The following is a 14,423-nucleotide window of genomic DNA, read 5'->3' as shown; positions in this document are numbered from 1 at the left end:
GGTTCTCCAGGCGATAGCGGACGTAGAGGGGCGGCTGGGGCTGTGGAGTGTCGGCGTCTACAGGAGGCCGGTGAGGTCGATGGTCGTGTCCGGGATGCCGGGCAGGGGCACGGCGGCGAGATCCTCGGGGCCCAGGCGGTCGAGGCGGGTGTAGGCGCCCTCCTCCGGCTCCCGGTGGATCTCCAGGACGCCGGCGGGCAGGTCCACCAGCCAGGCCTCGGGGATGCCGTGGTGGGCGTACAGGGGGAGTTTGGTGTGGCGGCCGAAATCCACGCTGGTGTCGCTCACTTCTACCAGCAGGATCACGTCAGTCGCGCCGGGATGACGGGTCTTGTAGTAGTCCGCACTCGGCTTGAGCACCGCTATGTCCGGCTGAGGCTCGGAGAGACTCTCCAGGATGAGGGGCGCCTGGTCGGAAATGATCAGGTTGTCCTGCAAGACCCGGTGCAGCACTGTTGTCAGGTGTCGGACGGTCCCTGCGTGGCGGCTTCCAATGGGCGTCATGTCGACAATCGCTCCTTCGATCAGTTCCGTACGGGCTCCGGGGGCAAACAGCCCGGCCTCGCCCATGCGGTGGTAGTCCGCCACCGTCAGGCGGTGCAGGCGCTCGAGGGTCTCTGCGGTTGCGGACATGGGCGGCTTCCTTTGCTTTCCTTGGGGTGATGAGTGTAGCACTCGCCCCATCTCGTGGCGTAGAGGACAAGCGCAGTGGTTCCGCCCCGGCCGCCACGCCCGCCGCCCTGGATGCCGGGGCAAGCCCGGCATGACGGAGAGAGGTGGATGCCGGGGCAAGCCCGGGATGACGGGCGACTGGCCCGCTGCCATATGGTCTTCTACACTGTATGAGTTATGGTCTAACATACCATCGTGCGCGCAAGGAAGCTCTTTTACTACAAGACCACGCAAGGCCGAATTCTGGTCGAAATGGTTATCTGGGCATTGCCACAAGCGGACATGCATCGACCGCACGGCCTGAAGTACCGGCTTTACTGTGGCAGCGGTGACGAGTGTCTGGTCCGTTACGACAATGAACGCGGTAAGGGTGACCATCGCCACTATGGTGACAGGGAGGAGGCCTATCATTTCCAGTCCCTGGAACGGCTGGTTACGGATTTTAGCCAGGATTGCACACGACTGGCCGGATGGAGGTGGGACATATGAGCCGGATCGAGTTCGAGGTACTCAAGCCCCAGGCCGCATTGGACACTTTTGCCGATACATGGCGCCGCAGCCAGGCCGGAGAGGATATCCCTCCCCGCATCGTCTTCGGCAGCCTGCATGAATTGTTTTCCGCCATTACGGAAAAACGCCTGGAGTTGGTGCGTTTCGTGGCTCAACAACCGGGGCTGAATACGCATATGCTGGCGGGAAAACTGGGGCGGGATTACAAGAATGTGCATACCGACGTGGCCCGGCTGATGGAACTGCAACTCCTGGAGAAGGATCCCCGGGGCCAACTTTCGGCACCGTTCGATGAGTTGGTCATTCACGCCACTGTGCGGGATGCGGCCTGATTGCTGGGGTGGGGGTGGCAGGACGGGTGGGGATAAGTCGGTGAGAGAGAGGAGAATTGCGAGTTTGGGGGTAGAAATGGCGATGCTCCATCGCGCCTCTTACAAGGGGCGCTGCATGACCCGCTCCTGATCCGCCGTCGTGAAGGAGCCGACGAGCTTGATCCCGCTTGCGATCAAGCGCTGGAAATGTTCGAAGGCTTCCCTTGGATGCGCCGGTAGGAAGCGCAGATACACGACTCCGGCTGGAGCCGGCAGCCGCTTACGAAAGAGCAACTCGCCGTAGTCCCTGTCAAAAGTGAGCACGATTCGCTCCTCCACTTGGGCGCGGCGAAGCACGGCCTCGTCACTTAGGCCCGGTGCCTCCTCGGTAATGGAGAGGATGTCATATCCCGCTTCCCGCAGGGCGGATACGCTGGCAATCGGGATGTTTTCATTGGCGAGCAGCTTCAATGCCCGGCGCCGCTCTGCAGCGGGTAGATGGCTTCCTCGCGCATGCACTCTGCCGAAAAGGCAAAAACCGCTCGAAGAGACAGCCGGGACAACTGCGGGTAGTTCTCCAGGATTTCGCTCTCCGACCATCCTTCCGCGAGAAGACCGAGCAGGAAATCGACGGACAGACGCGTCCCCTTGATGACGGGTTTGCCCGCCAGTACTGCCGCGTCGGAGTCGATGTGGTTTTGCCAGTTCATATATCTCTTCCCCCAAGCGCCGACCCTCGGCGCACAAGGCTGGGCCATGCTATCACGTCATCCCTTTGGCTGGGGTTTGGGGGGCAGGCGCGGCAGGCCGGATTCACTGGAGGTCCTATCAGCGGCAGCGGTGTGTTGCTTGTACGCGCGGCCGAAAGCTTAGAATGCCTTGGGTAGCCCGGCCTGCTTGAGTACGGCGTTTGCTGTGTGGCGCGACTTGATGGTTCCTTCCACCACGACCCTCCGGTTGGTGATTGGACTCTCCCAAAGGTCGTGATCGCCTTTCGCGCGGCGCACGAAACGGCACCCCGCCTCCTCCAGCATCTTCCGTAACGCCGGTACGAAATCGGCCATGCTCAGGGCAAGTGAAGAATTTCTTCCCTTCGAGAGACCAGCTGAAGCGGCACATCTTTCCCGCCGGCCATGCCAACGTCGACCCCGTTCTCCTCCAGGAGCTCGGGAACCATCACCCGCAGTTTTGCCATTAGGCTTTCAAGGGTTTCCGCCTCTGTTGCCAGGCCGGGCACATCCTCGCTCGTGGCCACCCACACTCCAGCCTCGGGGTCCCATTCTGCTTCGACGGCCAAAGCCGCCGGGTTTGGTCGAATGCTCATCCAGACATTATTGCCCAGTGCCAACGGAAAGCAAGGGGGCGGCTGGACCAGAGGTCAGTGTTCGCAGGCAAGCCCGCTCCTGACGTTGGTGTCGAATACGGCGCGGATCGTCAGGGCCTCCGGGCCCAGGCGATGGCGGCATCCACATCTGCATCGGTGATCCCCATGGCCTCCAGCCGCTCCCGCACCATCTCGGCCCCCTCCGAGCGCACCGGGACGAGGACGATGCGCCCTTCTTCGGCCTGAACCTCGAAATAGGCGGCTTCCGGGAACCGGTCAGTTTGATTGTCGGGATAAATCCCGACCTACATTCGTGCCAAAGGAATGGGCGGTGAGGGGTGTTGATCGGGCTTCAGTCCGACAGCCTGCTCACTGCGACCGAAATATTTACCCACAGATTTTGCGGACGAGCCAGAAAAAAGGAATACAGAAATGTACAACACCACTGGCGCTGGGACCAAAGCCCGAGAAATCGGTATTATGTGCGTTCATAGTGAATACTTGGTGATATCGAGGGCTCCATGAAATACCCCAAGAATATCGATATCGCCGCTATCTTTGATTAGATATGCTATCCGATAGTGTCCATACAATAGTATTCGGATTCGGCGGGACGAGGATTGATAGCGGTATCCGATCTCGGGATGATCTATTAAAACTTGCGACCGCTCGTATATCCCGGCCACAACGTCCCCAGCGGCCCTGGGATTATCCTCGGCAATGTGCTCGAATATGTCTTCGAGCCATTTCTGCGCCTCAAGCGTCCAGTTTACTTCGGCCACGACCGGATACGCCGGCCCATTTCCTCATTCGAAATGGTGCGTCCTGCATCAGAATCCGCCAAACCCCGCTGAATCATTACATGAAAGGCGAGTTCCCTTACTAGCTCTTCGCTAGTGCTATCTTCCGGTTGTTGCTCCAGAAGGGTCTTCAATTCATCTTTGGCAGTATCCATCCTCTCGCTCCCGTGACTCTCTGTGTATTTTATGGCGGGCGGGAACTCCTTCCAAGCACATCAAATGGTCAGAAACCATTACTACAGGAGGCCGGTGAGGTCGATGGTCGTGTCCGGGATGCCGGGCAGGGGCACGGCGGCGAGGTCCCTGGGGCTCAGGCGGTCGAGGCGGGTGTAGGCCCCCTCCTCCGGCTCCCGGTGGATCTCCAGGACGCCGGCCGGCAGGTCCACCAGCCAGGCCTCGGGGATGCCATGGCGGGCGTAGAGGGGCAGCTTGGTGTGGCGGTCGAAGGCGACGGTGGTGTCGGCCACTTCCACCAGGAGCACAACATCCTCCGGCCGGGGGTGAGCGCGGGCATAGAAGTCCTCCCGCGGACGCAGCAACGCCAAGTCGGGCTGGGGCTCAGTGTACTCCGCCAGAATCAGTGGCCCTTGGACTCTCACCACCGCACGCTGCCCTACTGCGAGGAGTACCTGCCTGGTCAACCGGTCGACGCAGGCGGCATGGCGGCTTCCTATGGGCGTCATGTCGATAATCGCTCCTTCGATCAGTTCCGTGCGCGCCCCCGGGGCAAACACCCCGGTCTCGCCCATGCGGTGGTAGTCCGCCACCGTCAGGCGGTGCAGGCGCTCGAGGGTCTCGGCGGTTGCTGACACGGGCGGGTTCCTTTTCTCTCCTTGGGGTGATGAGTGTAGCACTCGCCCCATCTCATGGCGTAGAGGACAAGCGCAGTGGTTCCGCCCCGGCCGCCACGCCCGCCGCCCTGGATGCCGGGGCAAGCCCGGCATGACGGGTTGGGGAGAGGCAATTTTGAATTTTTAATTTTGAATTCTGAATTGGGGGCCCTTTGGCAGGGGCTTGGGGGAGCAGGCGCGGGGGTTCCGCGGTTGGGGCGGTGGGGCATTGCTCCGGCGGCCGGCAGGTCCGCTGCGCTTGACCTGCCCTACGGGGCTACAGGAGGCCGGTGAGGTCGATGGTCGCGTCCGGGATGCCGGGCAGGGGAACGGCGGCGAGGTCCTCGGGGCCCAGGCGCTCGAGGCGGGTGTAGGTACCCTCCCCCGGCTCCCGGTGGACCTCCAGGACGCCGGCCGGCAGGTCCACCAGCCAGGCCTCGGCGATGCCATGGCGAGCATAGAGGGGGAGCTTGGTGTGGCGGTCGAAGGCGACGGTGGTGTCGGCCACTTCCACCAGGAGCACGACGTCCTCCGGCCGGGGGTGGCGGCTCCGATAAAAATCATCGCGAGAATGCAGTAGCACCAGGTCCGGCTCCGGCTCGGACCAGTTCCCCAGGTGAAGCGGATTCTGCACCGCGACGATCAGACTTCTCCCCACGGCCAATGCAAGTGCCTGATTCAGCTGTGTCACCACACCCGCGTGGTTAGGGCCGATAGGGGTCATATCGACGATCGCTCCTTCGATGAGTTCCATACGCGCCCCGGGGGCGAACAGCCCAGCCTCGCCCATACGGCGGTAGTCCGCCACCGTCAGGCGGTGCAGGCGCGCGAGGGTCTCGGCGGTTGCGGACATGGGCGGCTTCCTTTGCTCTCCTTGGGGTGATGAGTGTAGCACTCGCCCCATCTCATGGCATGGAGGACAAGCGCAGTGGTTCCGATATTGGGCCGGTGGGGCGTCGGCTCAGCGGCCGGCAGGTCCGCTGCGCTTGACCTGCCCTACGCCAGGTGAACGTGGTCGGACCCGCAGAATAACGTTGTTCGGCCCCTCTTGAATGCCAGGGCCGATACAACGACGTTGGTGTCGAATACAGCGCGGATCGTCAGGGCCTCCGGGCCCAGGCGATGGCGGCATCCACATCTGCATCGGTGATCCCCATGGCCTCCAGCCGCTCCCGCACCATCTCGGCCCCCTCCGAGCGCACCGGGACGAGGACGATGCGCCCTTCTTCGGCCTGAACCTCGAAATAGGCGGCTTCCGGGAACCGGTCAGTTTGATTGTCGGGATAAATCCCGACCTACATTCGTGCCAAAGGGAGCAGGCTCGAGTTATCCCCTCACCCTGGCCCTCTCCCCGAGGAGAGGGGAAGAAGCGGAGTAGCTGCCGGTGTAGAAATCCTGCCGCGGATGCAGGAGTGCCAGGTCGGGCGGGGCTGCTGTTATAAGCCGGATAGAGAACGTAGCTAACGACGTGGTTCGGCCGGGGGATATTGACCTCCAGCGGAAGAATACCCGCGCATGCGCTGTGCGCACCCTACGCGGCGGGTTAGGTGTTTTCGTGCAGCCGGCCCTCCAGATATTTATGTAGAATACTGGCAATCAGCGTTTGGTACGGAATACCTTCGGCCAGTGCCTTTTTCTGCAGACCGCGAAGATCCCTGGAAGAAAGCCGGATGTTGATCCGCGCATCCTTCCTGAACATTGCTTTCGCATACTCCTGATGCTGCTTTTGCGTTTCTGCGGCCTTTTTCGAACGCTTCAGCTCACCCTTTTCGAAGGCTTCCTGGATCTCGCGTTCCTCGGTATTGAGTTTGCTCATTTGCTTCCACCCAAATAGCTCTTGGTTGCCTTTCGGCTGGGAATGATGGTCTTCAGGAAAACCTCATCTTCCGTCTCGACGAAAGGGACGAGGTAAATGTACCCCTCTATGTCGATCACATGTATCTGCTGGCCGGGATAACGTTCCTGGTTGGGATGGTCCACCGTATCGAGGATGTCATCGGCCATGATATGAAACACCACATCCTCGAACGAGATGCCTCTCTCGGCCTTGAGATGGGCGTTTTTCTCCGCATTCCAGGCAATCGACTTCATGCGTAAAAAAAATAGCACAATGCATGCCTTATGTCTTCATCTGGCAATCTGGTTCCCGGCCTTCGCCGGGATGACGGAAAGAAAGCCATCAATCGATGGCCGGGATAAGCGCAAGCGGTTCCGAGTAGACCCGGCCGCGGAAGCCGGAATTTACGCTGTACGGATCTCGTATTATTTACAGCTTGCTCGATGAGCGGATGATCAAGGGCTTCAGGTGTAAGGACACACAGAAGCTGTTTGAGGGCCACCGCGTGCGGCGGTTCGACGGAATCCGTGCCCAGGCAGAGCGCCGTCTCAACCGACTGGACCAGGCGACCTGTCTGGCTGATCTGTCGGCGCTCCCCAGCAACCGGCTGGAGCATCTGCGCGGCAACCGTAAGGGACAATGGAGCATCCGGATCAATGAGCAGTAGCGGATCTGTTTTGTCTGGAGCAACGACGGCCCGGACGCGGTGGAAATCGTCGACTACCACTAAGACAAAGGTTGAAGCATGACCAATCGGATGCGCCCCATTCATCCGGGCGAACAACTGAAGGAAGAGCTGGATGAGCTTGGCCTGAGTGCCACGGCTTTCGCCGGGGCATTAGGCGTGCCAGCAAACCGGATTACTGAAATCCTGCGCCACAAACGCGGTATCACTGCCGATACTGCGCTACGGCTGGCGCGTTATTTCGGCACCAGCGCCGATTACTGGATGAACCTGCAGAAGGCCTACGAGAAGCCCGACCTACATCCGTGCCACAGGAACAGACGGGGGTGATGTTGTTGTAGGTCGGGCTTCAGCCCGACATCCTGGCTTCGCCTAGGGTCCCCCTGCGGCCTCGGTACGCGACCAGCTGTCCCGCAGGGTGACGGTACGGTTGAACACCGGCACCCCGCCCTCTCCGGTGTCCGCATCCAGGCAGAAGTACCCTTCCCGCTCGAACTGGAAGCGCGCGCCCGGGGTCGCCGCCGCGAGGCTCGGCTCCACCCGACAGCCCGCCAGCACCACCAGGGATTCCGGGTTCAGATCGGCGATGAAGTCCTTGTCCTCCCGCCCCGCGCCCGGCACCGGTGTCGTGAACAGGCGATCGTAGAGCCGCACCTCGGCGGCCAGGCTCTGGTGCGCCGGCACCCAGTGGATGACGCCGCGCACCTTGCGGCCCACCGGGTCGGCCCCCAGGGTGTCGGGATCGTAGCTGCAATGCAGTTCCGTCACCTCGCCGCTGCCCGGGTCCTTGACGACCCCGTCGCAACGGATGACATAGGCATTACGCAGCCTCACCTCGCCCCCCGTCACCAGGCGCTTGAACTTCTTATTGGCCTCCTCGCGGAAGTCCTCGCGGTCGATGTAGATCTCCCGGGCCAGGGTGAGTTCGCGGGTGCCCATGGCCGCGTCCTTGGGGTGGCGGGACGCAGCGATAAGCTCGGTGGTGTCCGCGGGGTAGTTGTCGATGACCACCTTCAGGGGTCGCAACACCGCCATGGCCCGTGGCGCCGCGGCGTCCAGGTCCTCGCGCACACAGTTCTCCAGCACCCCCATCTCCACCATGGCATCGGCCTTGGTGACCCCCACCCGGCGGCAGAAATCCTTGATGGCCGCCGGCGGCACGCCGCGCCGGCGCAGGCCGGCGATGGTGGGCATGCGGGGGTCGTCCCAGCCCGCCACGTGGCCCTGCTCCACCAGCTGGGTAAGCCGGCGCTTGCTCATCACCGTGTACTTGAGATTGAGGCGTGCGAACTCGATCTGGCGGGGCCGGCTGGGCACCGAGACGTGCGCCACCACCCAGTCGTAGAGGGGCCGGTGGTCCTCGAACTCCAGGGTGCACAGGGAGTGGGTGATGCCCTCGAGGGCGTCGGACACGGGGTGGGTGAAGTCGTACATGGGATACAGGCACCACTCGGCCCCGGTCTGGTGGTGCACCACGCCGTGGCGGATGCGGTACAGCACAGGGTCACGCATGTTCATGTTGGGCGCCGCCATGTCGATCTTCGCCCGCAGCACCCGGGAGCCATCGGGGAACTCCCCCGCCCGCATGCGCCTGAAGAGATCCAGGTTCTCCGCCACGGGACGTTCCCGATAGGGGCTCGGGCGGCCGGGCTCGGTGAGGGTGCCGCGGTAGGCGCGCATGGCCTCGGCATCCAGCTCGCACACGAAGGCAAGACCCTTCTCGATGAGTTCCACCGCGAAGCCGTAGAGCTGCTCGAAGTAGTCCGAGGCGAAGTAGAGCCGGTCCGCCCAGTCGTAGCCCAGCCAGCGCACGTCCTCCTGGATGGCGGCCACGAACTCCGGATTCTCCTTGTGGGGGTTGGTATCGTCGAAACGCAGGTTGCAGGTGCCCCGGTAGTCCGCCGCCACGCCGAAGTTCAGCCAGATGGACTTGGCATGGCCGATATGCAGGTAGCCGTTGGGCTCCGGCGGAAAGCGCGTCCTGATGGCCTGATGCCGGCCGGCGGCCAGGTCGGCCTCGATGATGTCGCGGATGAAGTTTGTGGGACGGGTGGGCTCAGTATTCATGGGCATTGTGATTCATGCGCTAACGGCGATTGATCTCTCACAGGGGCACGGTCGTTCACCTACTGGTTCTCCTGGCGCCGGCGAATGTACTCGATGGCACGGTCCACCCGGGCCAGGGTGCGTTCGCGGCCCACCAGGTAGAGGGTCACGTCGATGCCGGGGGAGGCCGCCCGCCCCGTCACCGCCACCCGCAGGGGCTGGGCCACCTTGCCCATCTTGAGACCGAGTTCTTCGCTGATGCCGGCCACGGCGTCATGGAGGGCGACGGCGCTCCAGGGGGCCAGTTCCGCCAGCGCGCCGCGCATGCGCTCCAGGGCCTCCAGGGCCACGGGGCGCAGGTGTTTTTTGGCCGAGGTCTCGTCGTAGTCATCGAAGTCCTGGTAGATGAAGGCGCTGATCTCCGCCATCTCCGCCAGGGTGCGGGCCCTTTCCTGCTGCGCCTTTACCACCTCCACCAAATCGGGACCCGCGGCCGGATCTATACCCAAACGCCCCATGTGGGGGCTCAGCAAATGGGCCACGCGGGCCGGGTCGCTCTCCTTGATATAATGCTGATTGAGCCACATCAGCTTCTCGTGGTCGAAGCGGGAAGCCGACTTGTTCACCGCGTCGATATCGAACAGGGCGATCATCTCATCCAGGGAGAAGATCTCCTGGTCGCCGTGGGACCAGCCGAGGCGTACCAGGTAATTGAGCAGGGCCTCCGGCAGATAGCCCATGTCCCGGTACTGCACCACACTCACGGCACCGTGGCGCTTGGACAAGCGCGAGCCGTCGTCCCCCAGGATCATGGGCACGTGGGCATAGCGCGGCGGGGTGCGCCCGAGGGCCTGGAGAATGTGCATCTGGCGCGGGGTGTTGTTGAGGTGGTCGTCGCCGCGGATGACGTGGGTGATCTCCATGTCCATGTCGTCCACCACCACCGTGAGATTGTAGGTGGGCGAGCCGTCGGTGCGGCGGATGATGAGGTCATCCAGCTCACCGTTGGGGAAGGCCACCCGGCCCTGCACCAGGTCGTCGACGACGATGCTGCCGTCCCGTGGCGTCCGGAAGCGGACCACATGGGGCGCGTCCGCCGCCACCTCCCGCTCCCGGCAGTGACCGTCGTAGCGGGGCTTTTCCTTGCGCGCCATCTGCTCCTCGCGCAGGGCGTCGATGCGCTCCCGGCTGCAGTCACAACGGTAGGCGAGCCCGCGCGCCATCAGGTCCTCGATGACCGCCTCGTAGCGATCGAAACGGGCCGTCTGGTAGAAGGGCCCTTCGTCGTATTCCAGCCCCAGCCAGGTCATGCCTTCGAGGATGGCGTTCACCGACTCCGGGGTGGAGCGCTCGAGATCCGTGTCCTCGATGCGCAGCACGAACTGGCCGCCGTGCTTGCGGGCGTAGAGCCAGCAGAACAGGGCCGTGCGCGCGCCGCCCACGTGGAGATAGCCGGTAGGACTGGGGGCGAAGCGGGTTCTGACGGTGGTCATGGGATCATCCGGAGCCAATATTGGTGTCGGCGGATTCTATCAGCATGGGAAAGGGTTCACCTATGGGCACCCACCGTTTCCCTTCCCTGGGATCCTGCCCCGGAGTTGTCTAAGGTTGTTGTCAAAGGTTTAAGGGCGACACCGAAAGTGTTCAGCACCACTCGCGCGCTCCACCCCCGGACCACCACCGTGACTTCCATCAGGCCCGCATGATCATCCTCGTCGTCAATTCCGGCAGTTCATCCCTCAAATACCGGCTCTACGACATGGCCCATGAGAGGGAGCTGGATCACGGCACGGTGGAGCACCTGGACCCCACGGGTGAAGCGGGCTCGCAGCGGGAGCAGGCCCTGCGCCGGGTGTTCGAGGCCACGGCGGCTCGGCACCCCATCGCGGCCGTGGGCCACCGGGTGGTCCATGGCGGCGGGGAGTTCCGCAAGCCGGTGCGGGTGGACGACACCGTGCTCGAACGGCTGCGGCGCCTCGATGAGCTGGCGCCACTCCATAACCCGGCCTGCCGGCTGGGTATCGAGACGGCCCTCGCGGTGACACCGGGAGTACCCCAGGTGGCGGTCTTCGACACCGGCTACTTCGCTTCCCTGCCGGAAAAGGCCTGGCGCTATGCCCTGCCCAGGGAGTTGGCCGATACCCATGGAATCCGTCGCTACGGCTTTCACGGCATCTCCCATGAATACGTGGCCCAGGCCGCCGCGGGCCACCTGCGACGCCCCCTCGATGAATTGCGTCTCATCACCCTGCATCTGGGCAACGGCGCCAGCGCCAGTGCCATCGATCGGGGCCGCTGTGTCGATACTTCCATGGGCATGACCCCACTGGAAGGCCTGGTCATGGGCAGCCGTTCCGGTGACGTGGACCCCGCCATCGTCTGTCACCTGCAGCGTCGTACCGGCATGGACGCCGACAATGTGGAGGAACTGCTCAATCGCCAGTCGGGACTGTTGGGCCTGTGCGGCGAGGCGGACATGCGGGCCATCCGGCGGCGGGCCGAGGCCGGGGATGGGGATGCCCGCCTGGCCATCGACATCTTCTGTCATCGCCTGCGCAAGTATATCGGGGCCTATGGGGCGGTGCTGGGCGGTCTCGACGCCCTGGTATTCACCGGCGGCATGGGCGAGCACGACGCCGCCCTGCGCGGGGACGTATGCGGCAATCTCGGTTTCCTGGGTATCGCCCTGGACCCGGACCGCAACGCCGAAGGCAACGTCTGCATCAGCCCCGATGGGGCGGCGCCGGCAGTATTGGTGGTCCCCACCAACGAGGAACTGGCCATCGCCCGGGCCACCGCCCGCTGCCTGGGGGCCGCGCCTGCGGGAGGCCATGACGCCTGATGGTCACCGCGACGTCATGGGCCCATCATAAGCTCGTCATGATGGGCACCATGGGGCCGGAGCGCCCCCCGGCCCGCAAGAACCCCTTGCCGGCACACGGCATGAATCCCATGGAGGAGAGTCTTCGATGAACAGCCAAACCACCCCCCTGTCCGCCACGGAACTGAACGCCATGGACGCCTACTGGCGGGCCTGTAACTACCTCGCGGCCGGCATGATCTACCTGCGGGACAACCCGCTGTTGCGAGAGCCCCTGCAACCCGAGCACGTCAAGCAGCGTCTCCTCGGCCATTGGGGGGCGAGCCCGGGACTCGCCTTCATGTATGTCCATCTGAATCGCATCATCAAGACCCACGGCCAGGAGGCCATCTTCCTCGCCGGGCCCGGCCACGGCGCCCCCGGGGTGCTGGCACCCGTGTACCTGGAGGGAACCTACTCGGAGATCTACCCCAACAAGGGCGAGGACGAGGAAGGGCTGCGCAGCTTCTTCAAGCAGTTCTCCTTCCCCGGCGGCATCGGCAGTCATTGCACCCCCGAGACCCCAGGGTCCATCCACGAGGGCGGCGAACTCGGCTACTCCATCTCCCATGCCTTCGGCGCCGCCTTCGACAACCCGGAGCTGCTGGTGGCCGTGGCGGTGGGTGACGGCGAGGCCGAGACCGGCCCCCTGGCCACCTCCTGGCATTCCGGCAAGTTCCTAAACCCGGTCCGCGACGGTGCGGTGCTGCCCATTCTCCATCTCAACGGCTACAAGATAAACAACCCCACCCTGCTGTCACGCATCCCCGAGGAGGAACTGGCGAGCCTGCTGAAGGGCTACGGCTGGACGCCTCATTTCGTGACGGGCAGCGACCCCGAAACCATGCACCAGGCCATGGCGGCCACCCTGGACACCTGCCTGGAGGAAATCCGCGCCATCCAGCAGACGGCCCGCTCCGGCGGCCAGGCGCGGCGCGCCCACTGGCCCATGATCGTCCTGCGCACCCCCAAGGGGTGGACGGGCCCGGCGGAGGTGGACGGTCACAAGGTGGAGGGCTCCTGGCGCGCCCACCAGGTGCCCCTGGCCGGCATCCACGAGGACCCGGCGCATCTGGAGCAGCTGGAGGCCTGGCTCAGGGGTTACCGACCGCAGGAACTCTTCGACAGCACCGGCCGGCTGGTCCCGGAACTGCGGGAGTTGGCCCCCAAAGGCACCCAGCGCATGAGCGCCAGCCCCCACGCCAACGGCGGCCTGCTGCGTCGCCCCCTGCGCATGCCCGATTTCCGGGACTATGCACAGCCGGTGCCCCAACCGGCCAAGACCACTACCCCCAACACCCGCCCCCTGGGGGCCATGCTGCGGGACATCATGGCCCGCAACATGGACAACTTCCGGGTCTTCGGGCCGGACGAGAACACCTCCAACAAGCTGGACGCCATCTACGAAGTGAGCAAGAAGCTGTGGCTGGCCGATTACCTGCCCGAGGATGCCGACGGCGGCGAGCTATCGCCCGACGGCCGGGTCATGGAAATGCTGTCCGAGCACACCCTGGAGGGCTGGTACGAGGGCTACGTGCTGAGCGGGCGCCATGGCTTCTTCGCGACCTACGAGGCCTTCGTCCACGTCATCGACTCCATGTACAACCAGCATGCCAAGTGGCTGGCCATCTGCGAGGATATCCCCTGGCGGGCGCGCATCTCCTCCATCAACCTGCTCATCACCTCCACGGTGTGGCGCCAGGACCACAACGGCTTCACCCACCAGGACCCGGGCTTCCTCGACGTCGTGGTGAACAAGAACCCCGAGGTCACCCGCATCTATCTGCCCCCCGACGTCAACACCCTGCTGTCCACCGCCGACCACTGCCTGCGAAGCCGCGACGACATCAACGTCATCGTCTGCGACAAGCAGCCCCACCTCCAATACCTGGACATGGACGCGGCCATCAAGCACTGCACCAAGGGCCTCGGGATCTGGGACTGGGCCAGCAACGACCAGGGCAGCGAGCCCGACGTGGTGATGGTGGGCTGCGGCGATATCCCCACCAAGGAGGCCCTGGCCGCCACCGCCCTGCTGCGGGAGCACTTCCCGGACCTCAAGGTACGCTTCATCAACGTGGTGGACCTGTTCCGCATGACGCCGCCCAGCGAACACCCCCATGGCCTGCCCGATGCGGACTTCGACAGCCTGTTCACCCTCGACCGCCCCATCATCTTCAATTTCCACGGCTATCCGTGGCTGATCCACCGCCTCGCCTACCGGCGCACCAACCACAACAACCTGCATGTGCGCGGCTACAAGGAGAAAGGCAACATCAACACCCCGCTGGAACTGGCCATCGAGAACGAAATCGACCGCTTCAGCCTGGCCATGGACGTGATCCGCCGTGTCCCCAAGCTCCACGTGGCCGGCGCCCACGTGAAGGAACGCCTGCTCAATATGCAGATCGAATGCCGCCACTACGCCCACGAGCACGGCATCGACCTGCCCGAAGCCGACGCCTGGCGATGGCCCCTGTGAGGCCCGGCAAGTCCCCGAGGGAGAGCCCTGAATGGAGCCATCCCGGCCTTCTCCGGGGCATGCCAA

General features: G+C 63.8%; 17 protein-coding genes and 1 pseudogene. 6 read left to right on the top strand and 12 right to left on the bottom strand.

Annotated features, from left to right (window positions below):
- Window positions 1-57 precede the first annotated feature (57 nt).
- Complete coding sequence (locus U5S82_20530) at window positions 58-633, bottom strand: Uma2 family endonuclease (GenBank protein ID MDZ7753964.1); 576 nt, start codon at window positions 631-633, stop codon at window positions 58-60.
- Window positions 634-924: 291 nt separating this feature from the next.
- Here U5S82_20530 and U5S82_20525 point away from each other — a divergent pair, with 291 nt between their 5' ends.
- Both U5S82_20525 and U5S82_20520 read left to right on the top strand, forming a co-directional pair.
- Window positions 925-1,161, top strand: coding sequence for a DUF6516 family protein (locus U5S82_20525; GenBank protein MDZ7753963.1), 237 nt, complete (start codon window positions 925-927; stop codon window positions 1,159-1,161).
- Window positions 1,158-1,514 (top strand): hypothetical protein, encoded by a 357-nt coding sequence (locus U5S82_20520; GenBank protein ID MDZ7753962.1) that lies wholly within the window; start codon window positions 1,158-1,160, stop codon window positions 1,512-1,514. Before U5S82_20525 ends, U5S82_20520 begins: the two co-directional genes overlap by 4 nt.
- Window positions 1,515-1,613: 99 nt before the next feature.
- Here U5S82_20520 and U5S82_20515 read toward each other — a convergent pair whose 3' ends face one another.
- From U5S82_20515 to U5S82_20475, 9 genes are all read right to left on the bottom strand, one after another.
- On the bottom strand, window positions 1,614-1,964 hold the full coding sequence (locus tag U5S82_20515) for a DUF5615 family PIN-like protein (GenBank protein ID MDZ7753961.1): 351 nt from the start codon (window positions 1,962-1,964) through the stop codon (window positions 1,614-1,616).
- Window positions 1,961-2,203, bottom strand: coding sequence for a DUF433 domain-containing protein (locus tag U5S82_20510; protein MDZ7753960.1), 243 nt, complete (start codon window positions 2,201-2,203; stop codon window positions 1,961-1,963). Before U5S82_20510 ends, U5S82_20515 begins: the two co-directional genes overlap by 4 nt.
- 159 nt (window positions 2,204-2,362) lie before the next feature.
- Entirely contained in the window at window positions 2,363-2,557 is a 195-nt protein-coding gene (locus tag U5S82_20505; GenBank protein ID MDZ7753959.1) for a type II toxin-antitoxin system HicA family toxin, read from the bottom strand.
- 2 nt (window positions 2,558-2,559) lie between these two features.
- Window positions 2,560-2,817 (bottom strand): DUF1902 domain-containing protein, encoded by a 258-nt coding sequence (locus U5S82_20500; GenBank protein MDZ7753958.1) that lies wholly within the window; start codon window positions 2,815-2,817, stop codon window positions 2,560-2,562.
- A gap of 488 nt (window positions 2,818-3,305) precedes the next feature.
- Window positions 3,306-3,599 (bottom strand): type II toxin-antitoxin system RelE/ParE family toxin, encoded by a 294-nt coding sequence (locus tag U5S82_20495; protein ID MDZ7753957.1) that lies wholly within the window; start codon window positions 3,597-3,599, stop codon window positions 3,306-3,308.
- A 254-nt stretch (window positions 3,600-3,853) separates the two neighbouring features.
- The gene (locus U5S82_20490; protein MDZ7753956.1) at window positions 3,854-4,429 is read right to left on the bottom strand and encodes a Uma2 family endonuclease; all 576 of its coding nucleotides are present in this window, start codon (window positions 4,427-4,429) and stop codon (window positions 3,854-3,856) included.
- 295 nt (window positions 4,430-4,724) lie between these two features.
- The gene (locus U5S82_20485; GenBank protein MDZ7753955.1) at window positions 4,725-5,300 is read right to left on the bottom strand and encodes a Uma2 family endonuclease; all 576 of its coding nucleotides are present in this window, start codon (window positions 5,298-5,300) and stop codon (window positions 4,725-4,727) included.
- 690 nt (window positions 5,301-5,990) lie between these two features.
- The gene (locus U5S82_20480; protein MDZ7753954.1) at window positions 5,991-6,263 is read right to left on the bottom strand and encodes an antitoxin; all 273 of its coding nucleotides are present in this window, start codon (window positions 6,261-6,263) and stop codon (window positions 5,991-5,993) included.
- Window positions 6,260-6,538 (bottom strand): BrnT family toxin, encoded by a 279-nt coding sequence (locus U5S82_20475; GenBank protein MDZ7753953.1) that lies wholly within the window; start codon window positions 6,536-6,538, stop codon window positions 6,260-6,262. The genes U5S82_20480 and U5S82_20475 overlap by 4 nt, the downstream gene beginning before the upstream one ends.
- 197 nt (window positions 6,539-6,735) lie before the next feature.
- On the opposite strand from U5S82_20475, the pseudogene U5S82_20470 reads away from it, so the two are divergent.
- Window positions 6,736-7,014: pseudogene (locus tag U5S82_20470) on the top strand (type II toxin-antitoxin system RelE/ParE family toxin).
- Between the two features lie 15 nt (window positions 7,015-7,029).
- Window positions 7,030-7,299, top strand: a complete 270-nt coding sequence (locus U5S82_20465) for a HigA family addiction module antitoxin (GenBank protein ID MDZ7753952.1) — start codon at window positions 7,030-7,032, stop codon at window positions 7,297-7,299.
- Between the two features lie 42 nt (window positions 7,300-7,341).
- Here the strand turns inward: U5S82_20465 and U5S82_20460 are convergent, their stop codons facing one another.
- Together U5S82_20460 and gltX are read right to left on the bottom strand one after the other, a co-directional pair.
- Entirely contained in the window at window positions 7,342-9,036 is a 1,695-nt protein-coding gene (locus U5S82_20460; GenBank protein MDZ7753951.1) for a glutamine--tRNA ligase/YqeY domain fusion protein, read from the bottom strand.
- Between the two features lie 59 nt (window positions 9,037-9,095).
- Window positions 9,096-10,508, bottom strand: coding sequence for a glutamate--tRNA ligase (gene gltX, locus U5S82_20455; GenBank protein ID MDZ7753950.1), 1,413 nt, complete (start codon window positions 10,506-10,508; stop codon window positions 9,096-9,098).
- A gap of 209 nt (window positions 10,509-10,717) precedes the next feature.
- On the opposite strand from gltX, the gene U5S82_20450 reads away from it, so the two are divergent.
- Complete coding sequence (locus U5S82_20450; GenBank protein ID MDZ7753949.1) at window positions 10,718-11,857, top strand: acetate kinase; 1,140 nt, start codon at window positions 10,718-10,720, stop codon at window positions 11,855-11,857.
- Between the two features lie 127 nt (window positions 11,858-11,984).
- Entirely contained in the window at window positions 11,985-14,357 is a 2,373-nt protein-coding gene (locus U5S82_20445) for a phosphoketolase family protein (GenBank protein MDZ7753948.1), read from the top strand.
- Window positions 14,358-14,423 lie beyond the last annotated feature (66 nt).

Source organism: Gammaproteobacteria bacterium (assembly GCA_034522055.1).
Lineage (GTDB): Bacteria > Pseudomonadota > Gammaproteobacteria > JAABTG01 > JAABTG01 > JAABTG01.
Note: the sequence above shows the minus strand (reverse complement) of the source record. Positions and strands in the feature narration are given on the sequence as shown.

What these genes read in the sequence shown, in the direction of transcription:
- gltX (MDZ7753950.1), bottom strand. Translation starts at nt 10,508, where the DNA reads ATGACCACCGTCAGAACCCGCTTCGCCCCCAGTCCTACCGGCTATCTC.
- U5S82_20460 (MDZ7753951.1), bottom strand. Translation starts at nt 9,036, where the DNA reads ATGAATACTGAGCCCACCCGTCCCACAAACTTCATCCGCGACATCATC.
- U5S82_20520 (MDZ7753962.1), top strand. Translation starts at nt 1,158, where the DNA reads ATGAGCCGGATCGAGTTCGAGGTACTCAAGCCCCAGGCCGCATTGGAC.
- U5S82_20445 (MDZ7753948.1), top strand. Translation starts at nt 11,985, where the DNA reads ATGAACAGCCAAACCACCCCCCTGTCCGCCACGGAACTGAACGCCATG.
- U5S82_20475 (MDZ7753953.1), bottom strand. Translation starts at nt 6,538, where the DNA reads ATGAAGTCGATTGCCTGGAATGCGGAGAAAAACGCCCATCTCAAGGCC.
- U5S82_20485 (MDZ7753955.1), bottom strand. Translation starts at nt 5,300, where the DNA reads ATGTCCGCAACCGCCGAGACCCTCGCGCGCCTGCACCGCCTGACGGTG.
- U5S82_20525 (MDZ7753963.1), top strand. Translation starts at nt 925, where the DNA reads ATGGTTATCTGGGCATTGCCACAAGCGGACATGCATCGACCGCACGGC.
- U5S82_20500 (MDZ7753958.1), bottom strand. Translation starts at nt 2,817, where the DNA reads ATGAGCATTCGACCAAACCCGGCGGCTTTGGCCGTCGAAGCAGAATGG.
- U5S82_20480 (MDZ7753954.1), bottom strand. Translation starts at nt 6,263, where the DNA reads ATGAGCAAACTCAATACCGAGGAACGCGAGATCCAGGAAGCCTTCGAA.
- U5S82_20505 (MDZ7753959.1), bottom strand. Translation starts at nt 2,557, where the DNA reads ATGGCCGATTTCGTACCGGCGTTACGGAAGATGCTGGAGGAGGCGGGG.
- U5S82_20510 (MDZ7753960.1), bottom strand. Translation starts at nt 2,203, where the DNA reads ATGAACTGGCAAAACCACATCGACTCCGACGCGGCAGTACTGGCGGGC.
- U5S82_20530 (MDZ7753964.1), bottom strand. Translation starts at nt 633, where the DNA reads ATGTCCGCAACCGCAGAGACCCTCGAGCGCCTGCACCGCCTGACGGTG.
- U5S82_20465 (MDZ7753952.1), top strand. Translation starts at nt 7,030, where the DNA reads ATGACCAATCGGATGCGCCCCATTCATCCGGGCGAACAACTGAAGGAA.
- U5S82_20450 (MDZ7753949.1), top strand. Translation starts at nt 10,718, where the DNA reads ATGATCATCCTCGTCGTCAATTCCGGCAGTTCATCCCTCAAATACCGG.